The organism is Psychrobacter sp. UBA3480 (assembly GCF_002377945.1).
GTDB lineage: Bacteria > Pseudomonadota > Gammaproteobacteria > Pseudomonadales > Moraxellaceae > Psychrobacter.
On the sequence record NZ_DFQV01000015.1, the window covers coordinates 68,110 to 92,249 of the forward strand.

Genomic DNA, 24,140 nt, shown 5'->3' on the forward strand with positions numbered 1-24,140 from the left:
CGATTACAGATTATTTCATACGGGCAATGAGATTGTCTTTTTTGACAAACTGATGATATAACGCGGCTGCTATATGCAAGACCGTAAAACCAATAATCATTGGCCAGATAATCTCAGTATGCAAATTATTATAAAAACGAGCCAAGCTTCTATCTGGGGTCACGAATACAGGGATCTGAAAAATACCGAAAATATCAACCGGTCGACCGCCATATACTGCCATCAGTAAGCCAACCATTGGCATAGCAATCAGTATGGCATAGAGAGCAAAATGTGACAGCTGAGATATGAGCATTTGCCATTTTGGCATGGCTAACGGTGGTGGTGCCTTAGTAAAAATGCGGTTGATGACTCGGGCAATCATCCAAAATAATAGGCTCACGCCGAACGCTTTATGGTATCCAATAAACATATTGCTATCTAAATTTTCATATAGCAGGATCATTATCCATGTGGCTAACAGTAAAGCTGCACTAATCCAATGAAAAATACGGCTACTAACCGACCACTTTGATACATTCGAGTTGGCATTATTCATGAGTGACTCTACTACCTTTATCAGGAATTATCTCTAATCAGTTTTATAAGCCAGTTAATAACTCTTCAACAGATGAAGTCATTAACATTACTGGCTCACTATTTATAGAATGGAGAATACCTTAAATACAGGTGAGAATCTAGCCATCTAAGTCAACCAGGTGATAGGCAATTTTATCCAAATCTGGCACTAAATAGATTTCGTCATCAATCATCACTGTTTGATATAGGTAGGATGAGACGTCATTTTTATCGAAATACTCTTCCCTATCTTTGCCATTGGTAGTACTAAACTGTTCCGGTGTCTCTACATCTTTCACTTCAGAAATTCGTGCTTGCAGCTGACGCAGATCACCTGCCGTCTGTAAGGCAAAACGGTGATCAGTCGTATTACCTTCCAAAACAATCATTTTTTCTGGAGCTTGATCTTGCAGTAGCAAATGAAATACAGCCAAATCTTGCTGTTGCCAGTCGTATCTAGAAACCTGCTGCTGGGAATCATCCACACTCAAAATTAGGCTGCTTGGAATGATCCAGTCCGGCTGGTTAACGGCTGGAACAATGGTGACGTCAAGCATACCGTTGTTGGTAGTCAACAGACTCACAGCCTCAAACGAATGTTTCAAAATTTGTGTCATACGTCACTCGCAATAAGTTAATGTGAACGGCTAGCTGCCCTTTCACCAATGTAATCGGTTAGTTTTTTTGCTAAATCGGTAGGGCTACCAACAAAATTGCAATACCCTGAGTCAATGATAGCCTGAGGTTGACTTGGACATGCACTCAAGCTCGGATCTTGTGCCCATAATTGACTGTTATTGTCTTGGATTAGGTCCAAGTACTGAGAGCCATCATTACCCATACCTGAAAATATAATATTAATAAGCTCGCTACCATGAACATCACTGGTATTTTTGAGCAGCTGCCCGATTGCAGGCTTATATTCACCATGCCAATCTTGATCCAATAGTATCACGCGACCTGTTGAATCACAGACAACCTGCTTATCAATAGGTACTATCAGACACTCTCCTGCTCGTAATCGCTGTGAAGAAGCGATAATCTTACAGCGCCAGTCATTATGACGATTAAGTATGCGGGGCAACGTACCAATCATAGCCTGATTAAAATGATGTGCCAATAAAATACAGATTGGCAGTGTGGCTGGTACGTTATCTAAGAATTCTTTAACCGCACTAGGGCCACCCATAGAAGCACCCAAAAATACGACATAATGCCAGTCAGTATCAGCACTCTTGTAAACTGGAGCATCTATCAGTGTTGGCAAGTCAAGCAGTTGGGCAAATTTACGCTTTAACTTACGTTGCCACTTTGCATATTCTTGTGATTCGTTTAGGTACGGAGCCTGACTGAAGCCCACCAGTACTGCTGCTGGTTTTGATGCCACCGTCGCTATTGCCACACTGTCATCATAATCACTGTCTATCAGCCAAATATCGATAGCTGAGTTAAAAAGCTCACCTGTTTCCTGCCACTGTGCTCGTGACACACAGCCGACTAGCATAAAGCCGAACCCACGTACCGTATCTGAAAAAGCCATGCGCTGGCGGTGGTCTTCTGCCACCACCATCACTTTAATATCGTTTCTATTTTTTTTTCGCAGCGCTAAAACACGTGCATTATCCTTCATTAGTCAGGCTGACCCCTTCACCTAGTAATTTTTGCATTTTATCAAGCAGCTCTTTTTCTTGGAATGGTTTACCCATATAGTCATTCACACCAATCTCCAAGGCACGCTCACGATGCTTTTCGCCAGTACGTGACGTTATCATAATAATCGGAATTTGCTTTAGACGACTATTATGTCGGACTTGAGTGGCGACCTCGAAGCCGTCCATACGAGGCATTTCGATATCAAGCAATATCATGTCTGGTGTCATATCTTGCAATATCTCAATTGCATCAATACCATCTTTAGCGACTGCCACATTGAACCCTTGGCGTTCTAAGAAGCGTGAGGTTACTTTACGCACTGTCACTGAATCATCGACGACTAGAATGGTAGATTTAGACTCTATACGTCCTCTTTTAGCATCAGCAGCTTTCGTAATATTCTTGACCAATTGCGCATTACGCATAAGAGCAATCAGATCTAAAATGAGCATGACCGAGCCATCACCCATGATAGTAGCAGCTGAAACCCCTGGAATATTTGATAACTGTTGGCCTAAAGGTTTGACAACAACTTCTATGCGCGAACCTGCAATCTGATCCACTTGCAAAGCAATATTCTGTCCGGTACGGTTTTTAATAATGATAAGCGGTAAGCTGGTATTGGTATTTACGACCAACTCATTTAACTTATTGCCTGATAAAATCTCATTTAGATAACGTACTCGATACTCAGTGTCTTCAAAATTCAATGTGGCATCATTTGATTGATAATAGTCATAAAGCTTCTCTGGATTCACTCGAACCACGCGCTCAATCTGTACCAATGGAATCGCATAGTAGCGATCTGCAGCACGAACAACCAACGCGTCAGACACGGCTACCGTCAGTGGTAGACGCATTGTGAAACTTGAGCCTTTACCCAACTCTGAGACGACGGATACCGCCCCACCTAGTTGGCGAATCTCACTAATAACAACGTCCATACCAACGCCACGTCCAGAAATCTGAGTTACTTGCTTACTCGTACTCAATCCAGCGTTGAAAATATATTGCATAATATCAAGGTCTGACAGACTATCATCGTCTGCATCAATTAGACCCTGAGAGATGGCTTTACTACGTACTGCTTCAACATCAATACCTCGCCCATCATCTGTTAATTGAATAACAATTTCACTACCTTCACGACGGACCTCAAGGGTGATACGGCCACTACGCTCTTTGCCTGACTTCAGACGGGTTGACGTAGTTTCAATACCATGGTCGACAGCATTACGTAACATGTGCTCAAGCGGTGACGTAATGCGCTCTAGGATGGTTCTATCCATCTCGTCATCAGCATTGATGATGGTCAGTTCAACAGACTTATTAAGCTCGTTAGCTGTTTGACGTACGATACGTTCCAAACGTGGCGTCAAGCGTGTAAATGGCACCATACGTGAATTCATCAAACCATCTTGCAGTTCAGTCTGGGTACGAGACAACTGTAGCAGTAGGCTTTCACTATCACGTGTCTTTTCTAATAATGTATGGTTAATATCAACCAAATCTGAGGCCGACTCTGTTAAAGATTTAGACAGCTGATTTAAAGATGAGTATTGATCCATCTCTAGAGGGTCAAAGTCTTCATTATCGATGAGCTCCTCATCTATCTGAGACAAAATCTGTGCTTCTAGCTCGATCTCCATACGACGTAGCTGATCTGCCAAACGTTGTACTGTCGTACCCATCTCTTCAATACTGTTTGTTAAACTACTGATACCCATATCGATACGAGCACGGTTAATCGCTGACTCACCAGATAAATTAATCATGTGCTCAATCAAACCACCTGAGATACGAATCATCTCATTACTACTAGCGCTCTGATCTTCCTCATGAGTATCTCTAAGCATAGACGGCATTTCACTGATATCTTTTGCAAGATACTGTGAATCTTGGTTTTCTTTGGCAATTAAAATGGCTTCACGCTGGGCTTGTAAAGACTCTTTGGGTATCGTTTTTAGGCTATCAGGGTTTCTACCAAACTGCTCCAATGCTTCAATCAACAGCGTAGGCGTTGGTGGATTAACATGTTGTTGAAGAATAAATACTGCATCAGCTAGCCAGTCATGACTTGCAACCAGCAACTCTAATACTTTTTTGGTGGCTGGACGTCGATTACTGACAAAATCCGTATAAACTGACTCCATTTCATGAGCCAAATCAGCAATACCAGAGGCAGTGACCATTCGTGCGCCACCTTTTATGGTATGCAAGTCACGTTGGAGCGCTTGTAACGCTGTGGTATTATTCGTGTCTTTTAAGAACAAGTGCAGATACTTATTACGATTGGTAAGCTCTTCTGCCTCTTCCAAAAATACTGCTAATATATCAGGATCAGGGAGTCCGTTAGCCCATGATTGTTTAATCATGCTATCCAGACTTAGGGTACTCAATACCTCATTATCACTGTCAACAACATTGGCAGCAATGCTACGCTCTGTAGGTTCAAAATAATTTTTTGGTACTGGTATAACTAGATCGACTACCTCTGGTAACGTTTTTGCTTTTTCAAGCTGGCGCAACTGTTCAATCAGCTCTGGGGTAAAGAAAGATTTCTTATGACTCACAATATGCATCACTTGCAGTGACATCGTGTCTTGCACCATTTGCATAATTTCAAGCCACTGCGCTGTTGGCGCTCTTCGGTTCTCTACAAATGACTCGTAGACGCTTTCTGCTTCATGGGTCAAATCACCAATACTACGGATACCAGCCATCCGTGCACCGCCTTTGATCGTGTGCAAATGGCGCTGTAGAACCTTTAGAGCATTGGTATTTGTGATATCGGCACGCCACTTATTAAAGCTTTCATCTAGTGCAGTATCAAGCTCTTGTGCTTCTTCTAAAAATATTTCTAACAGCTCGATATCAGTATCAATAGTCTCAAACTGTAGCTCAGGTGCTGGAACGGCTCTAACGATAAAACCAACGTCTTCGTTTTCATCCCTTTCTTGATAAATACTTCGTAGCTCATCAATGACTTGTTTATCTATTTTTAAGGAGGTACTTCCGGCTAAAGCATCGAACAAGCCTATCAGTTGAGCGTGACCTGCATGTAATACTGCTTGAATGTCTTTATCTTGAGCCTTATCGATATAATTACTCAAATAACGGTATGTGTTGCCAAGTTCATCAAGGATTGTGACAAATTTTGGAAATGCTTGCGCCTTTTCCATGAGAGCAGCTATTTGTGAAACTTGCTGCTCTACATAGCTCTGGACATGCTCTATTTCAGTATGGTTAAGTGCATCTTCCAATTCCCATTCAGCATCTAACAAGGCATCAATATTACTATCTAATAGCTCTTCTATCGACGGCTTCCTATCTGTCATCACGGTAGTATCACTGACAACATATTGTTCGTCTAGCATTGCTTGTAATGATGCTATATCTTGTTGACTTTGCGAATCCTTGTTCTCTACTGATACATCATGCTGTTCTGTATTTTGTTTATAATTATTTAAATAGCCATCTATTAGTTTCGCTGACTGAGCCAACGCCTCTAGGTGTTGAGCATTCATCCCAGTATCCTGCTGCTGTAATAACTCTAGGCTATGTTCAATAGTTGCACTGACTTCGCTGATAGCGGCCAAAGCACTAGAACCAGAGGCGCCACGCAAAGTATGGAATGCGCGTACGATTTCATCTGTGATTTCTATACAATGTTGCTCTCTGTTGTCTTTGACAAACTGTTCGATACGATCAAGCAACTCTTCTGCTTCATCAATAAATATCTTACAAAATACTTTCTCTTCCTCGCTTTGAGGAGTAAGAACAACCGCTGCCTCAGCCATTCTTTCGTTAACTGAATGAAAGGTCTGTAAGGTAGAATCTATTGCTTCATTACTGTTGTCATCGTAAGCATTGCCAGTATTAGCCGTATCAGGCCATGGCTTCGTTTCTTCCATCTCATCTATAGAACTATCTACTGATTGTGCAAACAAAGTAGAATAGCTAAATCCATTACCCTGCTGTTTGCTATATGCATCAGCACACGCAATCCACACTGGAACTACAGCTGGATAGTCTTGAGTACCCTGTTCAAATGCTACAAGCATCTTGGGGTAAGCTGCCAGTACATCTATAATCAACTGACGCATATCAGCTGAGATAGCGACACTGTTATCCAAAACACGGTTAAGCATGTTTTCTATAGACCATGCTAGTTCAGCTGTATAGTTAGCGCCTACCATGCGACCCGAACCTTTTAAGGTATGGAAACCACGGCGAATATCCTTTAAGCCCTCTAGATCGCTCGGTGTTTTCTGCCAGCTTTCATACAATGGCACAATTTCTGCCAATACTTCACTGGCTTCCTCTATAAATATCTCTTTGATATCAAGATCTGCATCGTTGGCATCAGCTGGTAGTTGATTGGTTTCTTTAATAAAAGGTGTAAGAACTTCTGGAATTTCCAATGTAGATAGATGCTCGTTGATATTCGCTTCTTTGTTATTCGAGTCGGTAACCAACTCGGTAATATCGTTATTAGAATCGCTATCAGCATCATCGATCTCTAGTAATGCCTTTTCTAATTCTGCATCATCCGACATAATCTCTTTAGGAGCAAGTTCAGCTATCACCAGTCCAGTATTAAGAGGCTGTTGGCGCATTAGATTGCTACTTTGTAAGATAGTAATCGCAGGATCAAAGCTTGGTAAGCGCTGCGCTTCAAAATCTGTTACCAGTGTTGGTAAGCTTTTTGTCGTATCAATCACTAGGCTCACAATTTCATCTGTTACAGGCAGCGTCTTATCCAATAACCGATTGAGTAAATTTTCGATTGACCATGCTATTTCACTGATACTAAAAGCACCAACCATACGACCTGAGCCTTTTAGAGTATGAAACCCTCTTCGCACTTCGGTCAGTGGTGTCAAATCTTGTGAGTCTTGCTGCCAAATTGGTAAAAAGTCTCTGAGATCCGCAATTACTTCTGTCACTTCTTCAATGAAAATATTATGAATTTCTACATCAGTCTCAAAACTGTCAGGTTTGACTTGCTGACGAGCCTGTTTCAACAAATCACTTTCGATATTATTAGATAAATGCACACTATTTTGACTAGCCACCTGCTCCGCATCTCCATTGACAATAGGTTCAACCTCACCACTATCGTCATAACGCACAACATCGTTCGCTGACAGTTTTTGAGTAGGCACTGTCTGATCAAGCATCTCTGGTGTTTCAATATAAGTATTTAGAAGCTGTGTTGCTTTGGCTGTATGTTCATTTGCCAGTGTAAGTAACTGCTGATCGAAAACCTGCTGTGCGAGGTAATCAAGTAATAGCTCAATAGAGGTTAAGCTCTCAGCCAATGCTTGAACCAAACTCCAACTTGGTGTCGTAATTTGATGAGTGTTCAATCGTTCAAATATGCTACCTATGTCTTCTATTGTTTTACGAATTACTGGCAGCCCCATATCATCAAAAGCTTGACCAATACTAATAAAATCATTATTAGCTGGTATTAATAGAATGTCTTGACGCTGTATATACTCATTAAAACTTTGCTTTATTTCTTCTACTGCGATTCGCAGCTCACGTATGCCATCATCGGTTGGAATAATTTCACTCTTACCTATCGAATTGCTCTCTTCGCCATCCGTTATATCTGGCAAAGTAGTAAAAGAAGTCGCCCCCCCAATTTTGAGTGAAATTGTTTTTTCAGTACTATAAATAGCGTTATATAACTCTTGCAGCTTGCGTTCAATTTGCCATTGCTCTTGCGCAAAGCCCATTTCGGATGAAAAAGCCTGTTCTAAATCTGCAAGAATTGATTCCACTTGAGACACGTAATAAGTCCAGCCTCGGTTTTTAAGTTGGCTCTTGATGCGTTCTAGAGGTATTACCAAAGTATCTGGCTCATCTAGCTTGAAGATAAGTTCTTCAAGTTCATTCAATAATCTTGGTAAAAAACGTGGGGCTGTCGTTGCATTTCGTGTTACTTCATCCAAAATAGATTGAGTGCGTTTGCTACTATAAGTTAGATAGCTTAGTTCTATATATATTTCCGTAGTCAATCTGAAAATCGTACCTGAAGGCAACACATCTGAATAGATATAGGACTCTATAATTTGATCAAGCTGACTCAATAATGGTGAGTAATGCTCAGGTATCGGTGTTTCATTGTGAGTAAGATCACTTAGCAACAGTTCAGTTAAGTACCAAAGTCTCTGTAGTCCCTTATCATGTGTAGTCTGCCATAAGTATTGACTAACTTTTTCTAGAGTACTTAGTAAAGATGATTGGTTTGTATTAGTGATCAATAACTCTTGTACTTGTTGACGCCATACGAGTAGCAACTGCTGATACTGTTCATTGGTTAAAGTAGAAGTAGCTGGACCCGTTGGTACGACCACTTCAATACTATTGATAATATTTTCGTTATTAGCATATTCATGCTCAATATCATTAACTTTTATAGATAAGTTAGTTTCTATATCTCGTTGAGACAAAGCTCGAGTCAGTTCATGAGTAGCTTTAGTGACTAAGCCAGTATGGTAACTTCCTGTACGTGCATATTGGTTGATCTCACGTTGCAATAACCGGTGAGAAAACTGGCCTACACGACGCTCTTTGATAGAAAAGTCATCGTTACTTGCTAGTGTTGCAAGTTGACTCAAATTGCTAGCGATACTTGCCAACAAAGGAAGGTTAAGTATGATTAGCGCACCACTAATCTGGTGATAATGTGATGTCAGTTGCTTATGATCAATATTGGACTCACCCAATTGCCAACCATCAGATACCTGTGATAATTGCTGATTAAATAATGGTAGTAACCATTCAAGTGTCACTATGTCATTGGGCTGTTTCTTCATAGGGTTATCCTAACTCGTCTATGCACTAATTTAGGCACTAATTTTTTGCCACACATTAACCTGTGGGTGCGCAATACGGCGCATATTTGAAGGACGCCAGAACAACGCCTCACCTGGAGCCAATATAATATATCCCCCTAACGTACACTGCTCTGCTAGCCGAGTCAAAATATCACGCTGATCGAATTTTCGAAAATATAGCAGCATATTTTGACAAATAATCACATGTTGAGGGTGAGCGGTAGGTGGGGTTTTTTCAATAATATTATGTACAGAAAAACTGACGTGTGGGCGTAATTTAGGCTCTACTTGCCAGTTTGGCTGTATACTATCATTCACTTCTGGCGTAGGAGACAAACTATCATTCGTATTATTTGTCTCACTTTTAGTTAGAAGCGGTTGAATAAATTGCTGACACAGTTGCGGAATTAAGCACTGTTGGCGTTTGTCATACTGTCCAAGACGTGCATTTTTAATTGCCTCTTCACTAACGTCCGTTCCTAGTATTGAATAATTTGAAAATTGCTGTGCTGATAGACTCATAGCTAATGACCAAGCTTCCTGTCCACTTGCACAACCCACACTCCAAATACGGAACAAGGCTTTATTATTGTCTACTGTTCGATACTGCGATGCACATTTTATGACAAAATCTATAGAAGGCTTATGACGAAAAAAACGACTTTCATGAATCAGTACCTTATCTAATAGTCGCTGACGTAACTCATTGTCCTTCGGTAGGTTATACCATAGCTGCTCAGCAGTTGATCCATTCGATTTTGCCACACACTCAATTGCATTAATGAACCACTGTAGCTGTATATCTGGAAGCACAAAACCGATTTCTTTCTCTATGTACTTTTGCCACTTTTGTACGTCAAAATGATCGTATTGCATTAAGGCATTGCTCGATGCAAATTCGACTGTACTCAGTGGCTTTTTATCTGCTTTAGTAAGTTTATTCACGTTACCTACTATAATTTGTGCTGCACATAATTAAACTTCTCACAGCATTACTTTATGGTAAAAGCTAGCATTAGACACTTTCTGATAACTCATGCTCAGTATTTAGCATTTCATCATCTAACAGCTCGTCATCATTCGTTACTTTAAAACCAGTCACTGACTCCTGTAGCGCTGCTGCCATTTCACTTAGCTCACCAATAGAGCGGGCTGTCGCCATGGTACCAGATGAGGTTTGTGAAGTAATATCTTGAATGATATTCATGGTGTGAGAAATATGACCAGCAGACTCAGCTTGTTGTAATGCAGCGTTTGAGATGTTTTGAATCAAGTCAGCCAAAGTATTAGAAACGCTCTGTACTTCTTCTAGTGCTTCACCCGCATCTTTCGCTAAGCGTGCACCGCGCACAACTTCAGAAGTTGTTGATTCCATTGACATAACTGCTTCATTGGTATCGGCCTGAATGGTTTTTACCAATGTTTCAATCTGCTTAGTAGCGTTCGCTGAACGCTCAGCCAGACGCTGAACCTCATCAGCAACAACCGCGAAGCCTCGGCCCGCTTCCCCTGCCATCGATGCCTGAATAGCGGCGTTCAATGCCAAAACGTTAGTCTGATCGGCAATATCATTAATTAGTCCAACGATATCACCAATTTCTTGCGAAGACTCACCGAGACGTTTGATACGTTTTGACGTTTCTTGAATCTGATCACGAATAACGTTCATACCTTCAATAGAGCGCTGTACAACTTCTGCTCCATTATGGGAGATAGCAACTGAGCGCTGGGCAACCGTTGCAGATTCTGCAGCATTGTTCGAAACCTGATCAATTGAAACAGTCATCTCATTAATAGCAGCCGATACACCAGCAATTTCTTGTGCTTGGTGTTCAGAAGCTTCAGCCAATTCAACAGCATTCATCTGCGTTTGATCTGAAGATTGCGATACGCGATCAGCAGTGCTGTTAATAACCAAAACCAACTGACGTAATTGGTCAATTGCAAAGTTGACCGAGTCGGCAATCGCCCCTGTAAAGTCTTCTGATACAGTTGCATTAACGGTCAAATCACCTTCTGCCAAATCACCCAACTCATCAAGCAGACGTAGAATAGCGATCTGATTACGTTCGTTCTCTTCTTGAATTTGGCGAGCTCGTTCAGACTCAGCTTCTGCTTCTTGACGACGACGCAGCGTTTCTTTCTCAATAAGCAATCGCTCTGAACCACCTCGCTGCTTCAATAGCTGATACGAAGCAAATAAAATACCTAACGCCCCAAGGGCAAATATAGCCGCTGGTATGATAACCGACTGATTAAAGCTACTAAAATACTGACTTACTGATGATAGAGAGTTAATCAACCAAATCAGACAGGCCAAACTTAATAAAACAAAAAATCCTAATAATAGTTTCCACGTACCATCAGCATCTTTGCTGTCTGCTGTTGTGTTAGCCATACCAGCTACAGGTTTCTTTATAACATCACTCATCTTGCATATTCCTTTCAAACAATCGTCAAAGTCTAATCGTGACCGACTTTGAAAATCTTGTTGTTATCTAAACAATGATTAGCAAAGCCTGTATAAATGCTGACATCAAACTGTATCTTGTCAGTTGCTATTATTCTGTCGTTACTTAAAAGACAGGTATTCTATTATCGACAATTATATTGCAGCATCTGAATACTGAGTATCCTGCGCAAGCAAGCTTGGCATAAAAACATACCAGTCTTGGTCATTTTTAAAAAACTTACCATGATTATAAGGCGCAAATGGCGAGTCATGATCGATGGCTTCTGGACGGTATTGGTCATGAGTAAACTGTTCAATACCAAGTACTTGATCAACCAGCAGTCCTGAAAAAATATTGTCATAATCGATAACAATAACCTTTCGTTGGCTCATTTGTGTCAAGCGACTAGGTACTTGCAAAAAATGTGATAAGTCCGTTAGAGGCAGTAGGCGTCCACGAATATTAGCTATACCTAGCATCCATGGCTTGACTAGAGGTAAGCTAGTATATTCTGGCATAGTTAATACCTCTGATACTTGACCCATAGGAGCAACTAAGCGCTGACCCCCTATTTCAAATACCACACCTTGCCAGTCAAACTCTTGTCCACCACGGCGGCCACTTTTACGTGCACGTGCCAAGTCTGCTAGACGCAGAAGCTCAATAAACCCTCTAGAAGCCACAAGTTACTCCATCACTTTGCGAATCATATTGACCAATCCACTTTCATCAACTGGCTTGTTCATATACTCTTTAGCGCCTTGACGCTTGCCCCAAACTCTATCTGTCTCTTGATTTTTGGTGCTAATCATAATGACAGGAATATGAGCAGTAGTTTTACCACGAGTAATCTTACGTGTGGCTTGAAAACCATTCATTTCAGGCATTACCACGTCCATCAAAATAACATCTGGTAAATGATCAGCTGCCATTTGGCAGCCTTGCTCACCGTTTGTCGCTTCCAGTACTTGGAAGTTATTTTTGGCAAGCATATCGCGAAATTTCGCCATTTCTGATGGCGAGTCGTCAATGACTAAAACGGTAGCCATAGGAGTTTCCTTTATTTTCTAAGATACCACGAGGATATATTGTTCAATTAAAACGATTAAAACGATTACCTAAAATTTTATTGTTAGCAATTTCTTAATCATGATTCCTCAGTATTGAGCAATCTATGTCAATAATAACAACCAACGTATTTAAGTCTATATTTAATCGATTAGCGGTATTGATTAATGGCATCAAAAAGCTCATCTTTGCTGAACGGCTTAGTTAAGTATTCATCAGAGCCAACAATACGGCCACGTGCTTTGTCAAACAATCCATCTTTGGATGAAAGCATAATCACTGGCTTATTTGCGTAATCAGGGTTGTTTTTTATTAGTGCACAAGTCTGATAACCATCTAAACGTGGCATCATGATGTCAACAAAAATGATATCTGGATTGTTATCTACAATCTTTGCTAATGCATCGAAACCATCTATAGCGGTTACTACTTCACAGCCCGCTTTTTGTAATAAGGTTTCTGCAGTACGGCGGATGGTTTTTGAATCATCAATCACCATTACTTTCAAACCATCAAAATTATTTTCCATTCTCATTGTCCTATAAACGGCTATTTATTCGTAACGCTATCTACTAATATAAATTTTAAATAACTATCCTAAACTGCTATATCACATATTATTAGACAAATATGAGTGATTGGATTTACATTAAAATTCACCACAACAGCGAGTATTTGCTTTTAGTATCTGCCTACTAAGCACAGTGTAAACATGAGCTACTATACGCACTTTATTATTTGTAAACTCAAAAAATCAGGTTTTGAGCTTATAGTTTTGGACATAATACTCTACATTCATAAACCTCAAGTGAAATAATATTGACGTTAAGCATATACAAAGTACTTTCAAAACAACCTTCGTTAAAGATAAAAGGTTCAATTAACGAGACAAACAACTATATGATATTTCTGCATTATATATAAACGATGAAAACATTGCAGGATAATTTTCATTTGTAATAAAAATGTATCAAGATATTCTATAGTGTTTGTTTTAGCACAGTTACTTTCACTTTGCCAGTGATTAGTGAAATTATGTTCGAACTCGCTAGTATCATAAATAGCTATTCTTATTTATAAAGGTGTAACTGCAACTCTGCCTATTGTTTGGATCATCAACTTTCTTAAGTTTAGTAAATATTTTACAGTCGTTCCACCACATTGCAATTCACTATATAATGATATGACGATTATAATGGTGACTGCTATGACAGCTTCTAGATATTTAAGAAAAAGCCTCTATTTATTCAGCGTGCTATTTATCGCTGCTTGTCAGCCGTCACCTATAAATGAATCAGCTGTTACTGACACTGAAGAAGAGACCGCAGACACGCCACTTATCATCACAAGCGACAGTGTCACAATGACACCAGAACATATCTTGAGTATTAAACCTTCAAGGTATCAGCCGAGTCTCGGATTACAAGGTAATATCGAACCTATCAAGCAGACCACATTTGTTGCGGTACATCCGATTCGTATAGAAAAGACACTGGTTAGTGAAGGTCAATGGGTTGAAAAAGGCACGCCATTGCTTGTCTTTAGGCGTGTGGGTACGGCTAGCAAAGCTGAAGATTTGAAAAAGCCTGAACAAGGTAATGTAGAATCAAACGATGTTAACAAAGCCAATCCAGAAGATACGCAAAACTCTGATGCTAAATCTGCACAAGCTGCGCCAGACACAGATATCGCTGTTGTAAGAAAAACTGACAGTAATAAAACGTTAGAAGCAAACTCTGCGATAGATGCTGATAGCAAGAACTCTATTAATCAAGATGCAGACATTAATACTGCCAAACAAGATGCACCGTATAATTCGATTACCATTCATGCCAGCTTTTCGGGGCGGGTAGAAAACTTATCTGCTAGTGCAGGACAACAGCTAGCGGCGCGCGCGTCTCTACTACAGATCAGTGACGAAACCAAGCTACATTTTATGGCTACCCTGCCCATACAAGCAAAACCGCAGCTTTCAGTGGGACAAACGGTCAATTTTACCGCCGAAGGTATCTCAGACAAGTTTACGGGACAGGTCAGCAAACTGGTATCGACCAGTCAGCCCAAAAAGCTCTTGGTCTATGTTAATGTCATCGACAACGAAGTAAGTCGTGATAAGTTACTGCCAAATATGAAAGTCACAGGGCGCGTCAATTATGGTCAAATAGATGTTGGCACTATCGTACCTAAGCGCGCGCTACACGATGTCGACCTAACAGAGTTGCAAACTCCTCCTTATATGCCGCTACAACCATTGACTGCGAATGTTTGGATTATAGGCCAAGATCAGCGTCTAACGCGTCAACCTATTGAGGTAGTGGAATACGATCCTACTACGCAGCAGTATTTGATAGCAGGTGTGAGCAATGATAGCTTGATTTGTTTGGCGGACTTACCTGTTGATTCTAAAGGTAAAAAAGTCATTGTGTCATAATAGCTTATGCTGACAGTTACATTGCGTAGAAACATTAACAAAGCTTCTCTTGTTTTGTAACAGCATAATTAGGCAATATGGCCCTATTATATATAGCATTATCCGAGTATTAAAATACGATTACATTTAATTATGCGCTATTCTGTATATTTGAAAACATAGAGGCTTAATAGTTTAATTATTTATTATTTCCAACAGCTCATCATTACCGAAAACGTTATATTTTTATAAATCACAATAACAATTAGAGGACATCCCATGAGTAAGCAGATTTTATTGATTGAAGACGATCCAGATTTGGCTGAGCTGATCAGCGATTATTTGACCATGAACTATTATGACGTGCATCATGCTGGTCTTGGTCAAGAAGGTCTCGACTTATTAGACACCAAAGAGCGCGATATTGACTTGGTTGTATTGGATCTTATGCTACCTGATATGGACGGTATGCAAGTATGTCAAAAGATTCGTGGCAACAAGAACAACATGACCAATAAAGTGCCTATTATTATGCTAACCGCAAAAGGCGATACAACCGATCGCGTATTGGGGCTGGAGATGGGTGCTGACGATTATATCGCCAAGCCTTTTGAGCCACGTGAGCTTTTAGCTCGTATTCGTGCGGTTATTCGTCGTCATGAGCAACCAAATCAAGCCGATAGCCAATCAGACAGCTTAACCTTTGGCCGTTTGAGTGTGTTCCCTGATAGTCATGAAGTCACTATCGATGACCAACCGGTACGTCTAACCACGCATCAGTTTCAGTTGTTACATTACTTCGCCACTCATTCTGGCAAGGTCTTAAATCGTGAACAGCTCTGGCAAGCGATGCCAAATGATGACAGTTCAGACAACATTGACCGTGCAATTGATGTACATATTTCGCGTCTACGTGCTTTAATTGAAGACAATCCACGCCAACCAAAACGTATTATTACCGTACGTGGCGTCGGCTATCAATTTGCCACTGATCAAGTGTAATCACAAAGGATGCCTAATTAGCTGACTCATGGTGTAAACTCTATATCATGAGTCGGTACAAGCGTTTAATAATAGAGATCGTTTAATGCAGCAATTGGGTTTTCGTTCCGTATTTGCCAAACTATTTGCCAGCGTTATGCTGGCACTTACTTTATTTGCTGTGGCAATGGTGCTGTTGACCCAACTTGTTCATGACAAAGACGCTGGTATTCGCTCAGAGATATTAGCCACGCAGATTTTGGGGCAAATCGATCCATTCTTGCACGAATTGAATATTTCCATCAGCAAAGACAATCGTTTGCAGTCGCGTTTCATGCTGGCTGTCGTTAAGAAAAGCTTTGATATTTTTGATGAATCACTGCAAGCAAAAATGGGATTGTATGACAGTGAAGGTCGACTGCTCATGCAAACTGACAACAGTGACTTACCCCTAGAGCTTCCCCCTACTCCGTCTTTATTTTCACGCGTTTTTCCGTCACTTGCAGATACATCACCTATCAAACAAGCCCAAGTGTATAGCAGTACGGGTTATACCTTATTATACGAATCACGTCTAACGCCTAAAAAACCTGTCCTTTCTGCAGCCTTGAACTTGTTCACTGGTACGCTACTACTCTTGCTCATTATGGCAGGTGTACTATGGTTGATTGCACGGACGATGACATGGCGTATTGACCAGTTAAGCCAGCAAATGACTCAATTGGGTGATGGTGATTTTACGGTGCGAGTGAATGCGCGTGGTAATGATGAAATCGCTGCACTAGCACGCGGATTCAACCAAGCGGCGCAAAAAATTGAACACTTAATTGATGCCAATAATTTGCTGCTGGCACATGCCTCTCATGAGCTGCGTACACCGATTACACGTATTCGTCTACAGATTGAGATGATGGATATGTTGGCTGGTGCGCTGCCAACTGATACCAAAGCAAAGTTCGATAAACGTGCACAAGCAATCAATAGAGACTTGTCAGGTCTTAATGACTTAGTAGAAAGCATATTATTGGTTAGCCGTTTGGATGCAGGTCATGCCTTACAGCAAGTTGAAAACTTAGATTTATACGATTTGGTAAATCAAGAACGTCAGCACTATCCTGAAGCCACGCTCATTGGTGAGCACATCGTGATAGATGGTCAATCATCAATGTTGACTCATTTGATTCGTAATTTACTTACCAACGCTATGCTACATGGCAAGCCACCTGTTACGGTATTGTTATATGGTGTTCAGAGCATAGAAGAAGCTGGAACTGTGCCTGACTATCTATTACAAACCGTGCTATGCAGTAGCTTTGTCGATTACAACAGTTTAGATTTTGACGATTATGAAGAAAACGCTGATGCCAAGGTAATTGAAAACCATACTACTAAACATGAAGCTACTAGTTCGGTTGATAAAAATAAATCCGAAACGACTGACTCAATAGCAGAGCTACCGACGCCTATCATCTACAAAAACGGTGAAGACATAGCTGCTCGCAACGAAAACAACGAGAGCAACGATGACGCTAGTATTGATAACGACCTTTCAGATGGCAGCTTAATAGACAGTGCTAGCAAACCCCAACCTACTACTGGCGAAACATCACTACTTGCTGACTATTACAGCTTTACCAGTGAGTTGACTGACAGAATTAAGAAAGTTATTTGGAGAGCTGTTCCAGATTCTACTGAACCTACTAACGACGCCGATAATACCAACAATGCTAATGTGACTGAAGTAACACCAATAAGCTCTATAAGCAACGTAGAAAGCGAGAATACTGGCACTCTTGTCGATAATAGCGCTCAAAAATCAGATAAATCTATTACTGATACCGCTATTAAAAACAACGGCTCAAATAATACGAAAGATGACGCTAAATCTAATAGCTCAAATAATGAGAACTCAGGCGCAATCGTGCGTAAAGAAGGCTTATTTGCTAAGCATATGAAGAAAGCCAAAACTGAACCTGAACGTCCTTTGCCAAAATATGCCGTGCTGGCTGTAATCGATGAAGGCACTGGTATCCCTGAAGGTAAGCGAGAAGAAGTCTTTAGCCCATTTGTACGTTTGCAGCAGAAAAACAAAGGCTCTGGATTAGGGTTATCGTTAGTCTCACAAATCGTTACCGCTCATCAAGGACGAATTATTACAGATACGTTAAATGGTCATACTAGATTTTTGGTGACCATCCCCATTCATCATGACCCTCATTACAACTATCACGAGTAATCAATCCCTATCGTTATATAGATAGCTATCACGCTGTCACCTTCACACTTGCCATTTTAACTGCTTATTCTTAATAGCTATTAATCATAAGCCGGACACGTATGTGCATATCCAAAGTGCCTGATAATATGCTATATTACCGCCCCTTATTATACGGTTATTGACTGTTGTCGTTTTGACGAGCTTCTTACATATTGAAAGAGGCCTGATGACGCGTTTTTAACCATTAAAAAATTTATTAAATTTTGAGCCCTCCATGAATGACATGATTGTCTTAAACGATGTGACCAAAAGTTTTTTAAGCGACCGATCAATCAAAGACAAAGACGGCAAACCACATTGGTTTACCGCTGTTGAGCCGACATCTCTGACTATCAAACAAGGCGAAATCTTTGGTCTAATGGGTTATTCAGGTGCAGGTAAATCTACCTTATTGCGCCTAATCAACATGCTTGAACGTCCAGATTCGGGTCAAGTCGTGATAGACGGTACTGACCTAACCACGCTGTCTGCCAGTGAGCTACGCATTGCCCGTCATAATATCGGTATGATTTTTCAGCAGTTTAATCTGATGTCTAATCAAACGGTTTTTGACAACGTGGCATTTAACTTAAAAATCTCTGGTTATCCAAGTCGTGACATTCATAAACGCGTCATGGATTGTCTTGCGATTGTTGATTTGACCGATCGTGCTGGCCACTACCCTGCGCAGTTATCAGGTGGACAAAAACAGCGTGTGGGTATTGCTCGCGCGATTGCCCCTAGCCCAAAAGTATTGTTGGCCGATGAGCCAACCAGTGCGCTTGACCCTGCCACGACCCGTAGTTTGCTGACTTGTCTGCGCGATATTAATGAGCAACTTGGCGTGACTATCGTCATCGTGACCCATGAGATGAGTGTTATTCGTAGACTTTGTGATCGCGCAGCGTTATTGCATCAAGGACAACTATTAGAAGTTGCGGATGTGCGAGACGGTCTGATTCAAGCAACCACCCCGATTGGCAAAGGCCTAGTCGTCGAGGACTAATGAGGCAGGAGAAATAGATATGTTAACTGGTACTGAATTATCCGCCTCTATAGACAAGCTACTTGTGTTACGCAAAGAGATCGTGAGCGCGTTTATTGATACATTTGTGATGCTTGGTATTTCGACCACGGTCGCAATCGTCATCGGTGGACTGTTTGGCGTATTCTTGTTTTTGTCTAGTGATCGACAGTTTTTGCAAAACAAGACGTTGTACGGCGTGCTTGGCGGTATTACCAACTTTATGCGTGCTTTCCCTTTCGTGATTTTGATGATTGCGATGAGTCCGTTTACCAAGGCCATCGTTGGTACGGGTATCGGACCGATCGCTGCATCACTGGTACTTGCTATCGCTGGTTCGTTTTATTTTGCGCGTTTGGTCGAGCAAAATTTGCGTGAAGTGCCGCGCGGTATTATCGAAGCAACTGAATCGATGGGGGCACGACCTTTTACCATTATTAAAGTACTACTTAATGAAGCGCGCTCAGGTTTAGTATTGTCAGTCACTATTCTTTGTATCAGCTTGCTCTCTTATTCAGCAGCCGCTGGTATGATCGGTGGTGGCGGTTTGGGTGATCTAGCCATTCGTTATGGCTATTATCGCTATCAAACCGAGGTAATGATTTTTATCGTGATTGTATTATCAATCATGGTCATCTCGATTCAAGCCTCTGGTAACTGGCTCGCTAATCGTTTAGACAAACGTTAAACCGCTTTAGAGAATACTTGACTTTACGAGCGACTAGGTTTATTTTTGGCAACACTCAACCCTTATCTCAGCTCTTACAACAAAAGCAGCATTACTATTTATAATGTTGCTTTTTTAATGTTCAGACGATAAACGCTTTACTCAACCCCATTCATTATTAAGGACATATTATGAAATTAACAGATATCAGCCGTCAGTTAGCTACCGCATTTGCCGCTGTTGGTGTATCAGGTCTAGTCTTAGTTGGTTGCAGCAATTCATCAGCGCCAGAAGCGACTAAAGAGCCAGTAACCGAAGGTGCCACTGCAGAAACTGCCGCTAGCGATATCGATCCTGATCATACCAAAATCGTTATTGGTACGACTGAAGGCGATTTTGCTGATATGGTTCGTAACCAAGTAAAGAGCACGCTTGAAGCTCAAGGTTATGAAGTTGAGTTGATTGCTTTTACTGACTATGTCCGTCCTAACCTTGCATTGGCTGAAGGCGATTTGGATATCAACATCTTCCAGCACAAACCTTATCTTGATAATTTCAAAAAAGAAAACAATCTTGATCTAGTAGAAGCATTCCAAGTACCAACGGCTCCGCTTGGTATCTACTCAGGTAAAAAGACTAGCCTTGATGATGCATTTAAAGGTATGAGTGTCTCTGCACCAAACGATCCAAGTAACTTTGCACGTGCTTTGGTTATGATGAACGATCTTGGCTGGATCAAATTGAAAGACAACATCGATCCATTGACAGCATCAAAAGCAGATATCGCTGATAACAGCAAATACGATATCGAAATCGTTGAACTAGAAGCTGCTCAATTACCACGCGCGCGTGATGAAGTTGACTTTGCAGTTATCAACGGTAACTATGCTACTGACTCTGGTATCAAATTGACCGAAGCATTGTTCCAAGAGCCAAGCTTTGCTTATGTAAACTGGTCAGCAATCAAATCTGCTGATACTGGTAAAAAATGGGTTGAAGATGTGACCAACGCTTATAACTCAGAAGCTTTCAAAAAGTATGCTCATGAAACGTTCCCTGGCTACAAGTACCCAAAAATCTGGGGTACTGATCATAGCGCACATACGGACACTGCTGCTAAAACTGAAAGCGCTGACGCTCCAGAAACTGCAGAAGCAGCTGCTCAATAAGACTTTAAATCAAAAGTACCTAGTTTTTTAGGTGTTATGATTAATAGAAACGCCCATTGCTTAGAGTGATGGGCGTTTTTTTGTCTTTAATTTTGGGAGTGCTGTCTTCCAATACCGTTATCAAAAGACTAACTGTGCATTAAATAACTATCAAAAATCACGTTACAGCCTGTTTGCCCTTTGTAGGAAACCGTCACTCACTCTTCCACTTGTCTTTGGTTTTTCTTATAGTGGACATGCTTAATAGTAATTTACTCGTTAAACCATACTATTGATGACATTTAAAACTAATGAAAATTATAAGATACATATAACAAGGATAATAATATGAGCGCTGAAAACTATAATATTCGTACCGCTGGACAAGCAAATATCCCTATCCTAGGGCTAGGTACTTGGCAGTCAACTGGCCAAGATTGCGTAGATGTGGTCAAAAAAGCATTAGAAATGGGTTATGAGCATATCGATACCGCTCAAGCTTATGGTAACGAAAAAGAAGTTGGCGAAGGCATCAGACAATCAGGCGTGGCTCGTGATAAGTTCTTTTTGACTACCAAGATTTTTCCAGATGATATGAAGTTTGAACCGGAAAAACTGGTCGCAGCAGCCAAGCGTTCTTTGGAAGATTTGGGTACAGATTATGTCGATCTGTTGCTGTTGCACTGGCCTGATGACCGCGTGCCGTTATCTGAGACCATTCCTGCGCTGTGTGAACTCCAAAAGCAAGGTTTGACGCGTCATATTGGTGTTTCAAACTTCAATATTGCTAATATCATTGAAGCCAAGAAATATGCTGATGTGCCTATCGTCGTCAACCAAGTAGAGTTTCATCCGTTCATTAAACAAAACACATTGCAGACCTTCTTAAATAATCATCATATTCTACTAGAAGCCTACTCGCCATTAGCGCGTGGTGATGTATTTGATAACGCAGTAATTAAAGAGATTGCAGATAAGCACAACGTAACGCCAGCACAAATCTCACTAGCATGGATCTTATCAGACAAGCATCGTGTGGCTATTCCGAAAACGTCTAACCCTGATCACTTGCAAGGCAATCTAGATGCCATTAAAGTTGAGTTAAGTGCAGATGAGTTAGAAAAAATCGGTAACCTAGCCAGCTCTGACGGTCGTAAAATTGAACATCCTGACTATAGTCCAGTATGGGATGACTAACAGGGTTAATAATTACGATTAGCTGATTAGCTAAACAAAGCTCAATAAAAAGCCACCGATTATCGGTGGCTTTTTTATGTGGTATAAAAACTCACAATCATTACTGTTGCAGCGTTTCAGTCTCATGTATTTTTTCAGCAGGATTATACTGTTCAGAAGTAGGTATCGCTCCACTGCGATTGTTTTCTTTCATAGATTTGGCGACTTCTGGTGGCATATAGTTTTCGTCATGTTTAGCCAGTACTTCACCAGCGACGAAAGTATCGCCCTGCATTTTACCCGTAGCCACGACACCTGAATTTTCAGCAAATAAGTCTGGCAGGATACCTTGGTAAGTTACTGGCACGGTTGACTGAAAATCAGTAATCGCAAACTCAACATTTAATGGATTGTCTGCTGCACGCTGCACACTACCTGCAACCACCATACCTCCAGCACGAATACGTTTGTCTTGAGGCGCTTCACCTTGGGCAATAGCGGTTGCATCAAAGTAGTAGTCAGTTTGCTGTCCAATAGCATAGATAACCAACATAACTGCTACTGCCGCACCTACCAGCGTAAACATAACCCACGTCAGTTTTTTCCGACGAACTGCATTCATACCACTACCCCATTAATGAGTCACTGTTTTATAAACCATAATCAATCTATAAAACAGAAAAATTTGAAGAAACTACCATTAGAAAAACGTTCTGAAAATGTCTTTCTAATCGTACTCTTCTAATCGCTATATGGTAGCATTTTTCGGCCGAATCAATAAGCCTCATCACTGCCTATAAGGTCATATTTTTGTCAGTGTAAAGATACGGTTTCTTACGCTAAAACCCTGATATTAAGATGATTTTTATTCAGCTTGTTTGGTTACAGGCGTTGAGGTTTTGGTGGTTCGTTGTGCTTGACGCGCTTGCTGAATAGTCAGCTGTTTGATAAGTGACTGTCGTTGTTTGCGGCTATAGATAATAAACGCCAGCATCACGCCGATCGTTATCGCCCAGCACGACCACACAAAAACCCCATGCTTACCCATGGCGAAAAACTCAGATACGCTATAAAAGTAAGGCTGCATAGTATTTTCCTAGCCGTTATTTGTGTTGACCACGAATGTATTCTTTGACCCACGCTTTGCCTTGATCACGGTATAAAATCAGCGTGTTGGTACGATAAATCGCTAATGTCGCAACCAGTAAATAGCTGCCGATAATCATCAGTAGCAAGGGCATCCACATATCTGCCGACATCTTCGGTGCGGCGGTCAAACTAAAGGTCGCGCCTTGATGCAAGGTATTCCACCACTCTACTGAGTACTTGATAATAGGCAGGTTCACTGCGCCCACAATAGATAAAATAGCGGCCGCTTTACCACGATTGGCCGTATGCTCAAAAGCGGCAAACAGTGCCATCACGCCAGCGTATAAAAACGCCAATATCAACATTGACGTAAGGCGTGCATCCCATACCCAGTAAGTACCCCACGTTGGTTTCGCCCAGATAGAGCCTGTAAGCAAACTGATGACACACAGCAAAAACCCCATCGGGGCAAGTGCCTGCGCGACCAAACTGGCCGTCTTAATCTTCCACACCAAATAAATCACCCCTAGAACTGCAAGGGAAAAATAGATAGAAATGGCAAGACTGGCCGCTGGAACATGGATAAATATAATGCGATAGCTATTGCCCTGAAGATAATCAGGCGGCGCAAAAGCAAGGCCCCATACGCTACCTATGAGCAAACAGAGACTGGCTAATATCGCTAACCACTTAACCCAAGGGCTAAAGATACGAAAAAACTGCTTGGTACCCACAGTGGTCAAGAAACCCTGCCAAATGCGCTGCCACAAGCTAGGGGATGAGACGTTATTCAGGTTGGGCATGG

At 41.2% G+C, this 24,140-nt stretch carries 18 protein-coding genes and 1 pseudogene; 7 read left to right on the forward strand and 12 right to left on the reverse strand.

Features of this window, described 5'->3' with window-relative positions:
• Window positions 1-10 precede the first annotated feature (10 nt).
• From B2863_RS05650 to pilG, 9 genes and pseudogenes are all read right to left on the reverse strand, one after another.
• Window positions 11-538, reverse strand: coding sequence for a cytochrome b (locus B2863_RS05650; protein WP_296208121.1), 528 nt, complete (start codon window positions 536-538; stop codon window positions 11-13).
• Between the two features lie 139 nt (window positions 539-677).
• Window positions 678-1,175 (reverse strand): hypothetical protein, encoded by a 498-nt coding sequence (locus B2863_RS05655; RefSeq protein WP_296208123.1) that lies wholly within the window; start codon window positions 1,173-1,175, stop codon window positions 678-680.
• A gap of 17 nt (window positions 1,176-1,192) precedes the next feature.
• Window positions 1,193-2,188, reverse strand: a complete 996-nt coding sequence (locus tag B2863_RS05660; RefSeq protein WP_296208124.1) for a chemotaxis protein CheB — start codon at window positions 2,186-2,188, stop codon at window positions 1,193-1,195.
• Window positions 2,178-9,041 (reverse strand): Hpt domain-containing protein, encoded by a 6,864-nt coding sequence (locus tag B2863_RS05665; RefSeq protein WP_296208126.1) that lies wholly within the window; start codon window positions 9,039-9,041, stop codon window positions 2,178-2,180. The genes B2863_RS05660 and B2863_RS05665 overlap by 11 nt, the downstream gene beginning before the upstream one ends.
• Before the next feature lie 30 nt (window positions 9,042-9,071).
• A complete protein-coding gene (locus B2863_RS05670) occupies window positions 9,072-10,007 on the reverse strand; it encodes a CheR family methyltransferase (protein ID WP_296208128.1) in 936 nt (311 codons plus the stop codon).
• Window positions 10,008-10,077: 70 nt separating this feature from the next.
• A pseudogene (locus B2863_RS05675) lies at window positions 10,078-11,352 on the reverse strand (methyl-accepting chemotaxis protein); the annotation flags it as partial.
• Between the two features lie 315 nt (window positions 11,353-11,667).
• On the reverse strand, window positions 11,668-12,198 hold the full coding sequence (locus B2863_RS05680; RefSeq protein WP_296208131.1) for a chemotaxis protein CheW: 531 nt from the start codon (window positions 12,196-12,198) through the stop codon (window positions 11,668-11,670).
• 3 nt (window positions 12,199-12,201) lie between these two features.
• Window positions 12,202-12,564, reverse strand: coding sequence for a response regulator (locus B2863_RS05685; RefSeq protein WP_296208133.1), 363 nt, complete (start codon window positions 12,562-12,564; stop codon window positions 12,202-12,204).
• Between the two features lie 170 nt (window positions 12,565-12,734).
• Window positions 12,735-13,112, reverse strand: coding sequence for a twitching motility response regulator PilG (pilG, locus tag B2863_RS05690; protein ID WP_114701589.1), 378 nt, complete (start codon window positions 13,110-13,112; stop codon window positions 12,735-12,737).
• Between the two features lie 678 nt (window positions 13,113-13,790).
• Between pilG and B2863_RS05695 the strand changes: the two genes are divergently transcribed.
• From B2863_RS05695 to B2863_RS05725, 7 genes are all read left to right on the forward strand, one after another.
• Complete coding sequence (locus tag B2863_RS05695; RefSeq protein ID WP_296208136.1) at window positions 13,791-15,014, forward strand: efflux RND transporter periplasmic adaptor subunit; 1,224 nt, start codon at window positions 13,791-13,793, stop codon at window positions 15,012-15,014.
• A 258-nt stretch (window positions 15,015-15,272) separates the two neighbouring features.
• Window positions 15,273-15,995 carry a response regulator transcription factor gene (locus B2863_RS05700; RefSeq protein WP_057761578.1) on the forward strand — a complete coding sequence of 241 codons (723 nt, stop codon included), beginning with the start codon at window positions 15,273-15,275 and terminating at the stop codon, window positions 15,993-15,995.
• An 85-nt stretch (window positions 15,996-16,080) separates the two neighbouring features.
• Window positions 16,081-18,210: a sensor histidine kinase gene (locus tag B2863_RS05705; RefSeq protein ID WP_296208137.1), complete on the forward strand. Its 2,130-nt coding sequence runs from the start codon at window positions 16,081-16,083 to the stop codon at window positions 18,208-18,210.
• 256 nt (window positions 18,211-18,466) lie between these two features.
• Complete coding sequence (locus tag B2863_RS05710) at window positions 18,467-19,237, forward strand: methionine ABC transporter ATP-binding protein (RefSeq protein ID WP_057761581.1); 771 nt, start codon at window positions 18,467-18,469, stop codon at window positions 19,235-19,237.
• Window positions 19,238-19,286: 49 nt separating this feature from the next.
• The gene (locus B2863_RS05715; RefSeq protein ID WP_413786650.1) at window positions 19,287-19,943 is read left to right on the forward strand and encodes a methionine ABC transporter permease; all 657 of its coding nucleotides are present in this window, start codon (window positions 19,287-19,289) and stop codon (window positions 19,941-19,943) included.
• A gap of 170 nt (window positions 19,944-20,113) precedes the next feature.
• A complete protein-coding gene (locus B2863_RS05720; protein WP_201568699.1) occupies window positions 20,114-21,091 on the forward strand; it encodes a MetQ/NlpA family ABC transporter substrate-binding protein in 978 nt (325 codons plus the stop codon).
• Window positions 21,092-21,418: 327 nt separating this feature from the next.
• Entirely contained in the window at window positions 21,419-22,267 is an 849-nt protein-coding gene (locus B2863_RS05725) for an aldo/keto reductase (RefSeq protein ID WP_296208142.1), read from the forward strand.
• A 100-nt stretch (window positions 22,268-22,367) separates the two neighbouring features.
• Here the strand turns inward: B2863_RS05725 and ccmE are convergent, their stop codons facing one another.
• The 3 genes from ccmE to ccmC form a co-directional block, all read right to left on the reverse strand.
• Complete coding sequence (ccmE, locus tag B2863_RS05730; RefSeq protein WP_201579143.1) at window positions 22,368-22,868, reverse strand: cytochrome c maturation protein CcmE; 501 nt, start codon at window positions 22,866-22,868, stop codon at window positions 22,368-22,370.
• 243 nt (window positions 22,869-23,111) lie between these two features.
• Window positions 23,112-23,333 (reverse strand): heme exporter protein CcmD, encoded by a 222-nt coding sequence (gene ccmD / locus B2863_RS05735; protein WP_057761592.1) that lies wholly within the window; start codon window positions 23,331-23,333, stop codon window positions 23,112-23,114.
• A gap of 16 nt (window positions 23,334-23,349) precedes the next feature.
• Entirely contained in the window at window positions 23,350-24,138 is a 789-nt protein-coding gene (gene ccmC, locus B2863_RS05740) for a heme ABC transporter permease CcmC (protein WP_057761594.1), read from the reverse strand.
• Window positions 24,139-24,140 lie beyond the last annotated feature (2 nt).